We start from the raw sequence: 731 nt of genomic DNA, 5'->3' as shown, positions 1-731 counted from the left end.
CGAAGCACAACCGGCTGCCGGCGAAGTCGCTTGCTCAGATTTCGGTTGCCTCTGACAACGACAAAGCGTCGTCGACATCCACGCCAAGGTAACGAACTGTGTTCTCGATCTTGCTATGGCCAAGAAGTATCTGGATGGCCCGAAGGTTGCCTGTGGCTTTGTAAATGAGCGACGCCTTTGTACGGCGCAGCGAATGGGTGCCATATTCCTCAGGCGTCAGCCCGATTGCAGTGACCCACTCGTCCACCAGCCTGGCGTATTGACGGGTGCTCAGATGACCATCGTGCACTACACGGCTTGGAAAGGCGTAGTCATCGACCGTCCCGCCGCGTCGCTCAAGCCAAGCAAGCAGGCTGGCCCTTGTGTCAGCGGTGATCTCGAATTGGACGGGTCTGCCTGTCTTCTGCTGGATTACCATCGACCGAGTTCGAATGGCAGGTCCCGCCACGAGCGTGCCGATCTTGATCTTCACCAGATCGCAGCCTCGAAGCTTGCTGTCGATAGCCAAGTCAAAAAGTGCTCGGTCCCTCATCCTTCCCTCTCGGTCAAGGAAGAAGCGAATTGACCAGATTTGTCTGACCTTCAATGCACGTTTGGCGCCAACCTGCCTACCGGCATTCCAAGCAGGTCTTCCTGCAGCAGCAGGGTCGTACTGTGAGATACCCATCACATTTCTCCTCTGGCCGAAGCGGCCATGAAGAGAACGAATATGGCAGGCTTATCAGCGGCAG

1 protein-coding gene is annotated in these 731 nt (G+C 56.5%); it reads right to left on the bottom strand.

Annotated elements, in window-relative coordinates; genetic code table 11:
* Window positions 1-34 precede the first annotated feature (34 nt).
* Window positions 35-667, bottom strand: coding sequence for a tyrosine-type recombinase/integrase (locus HKD40_RS17645; protein ID WP_056230847.1), 633 nt, complete (start codon window positions 665-667; stop codon window positions 35-37).
* Between the last annotated feature and the right edge of the window lie 64 nt (window positions 668-731).

Origin of the sequence: Devosia sp. MC1541, assembly GCF_012847305.1 — a bacterium.
Taxonomy (GTDB): Bacteria; Pseudomonadota; Alphaproteobacteria; order Rhizobiales; family Devosiaceae; genus Devosia.
This window is presented reverse-complemented; position numbering and strand designations above follow the sequence as displayed.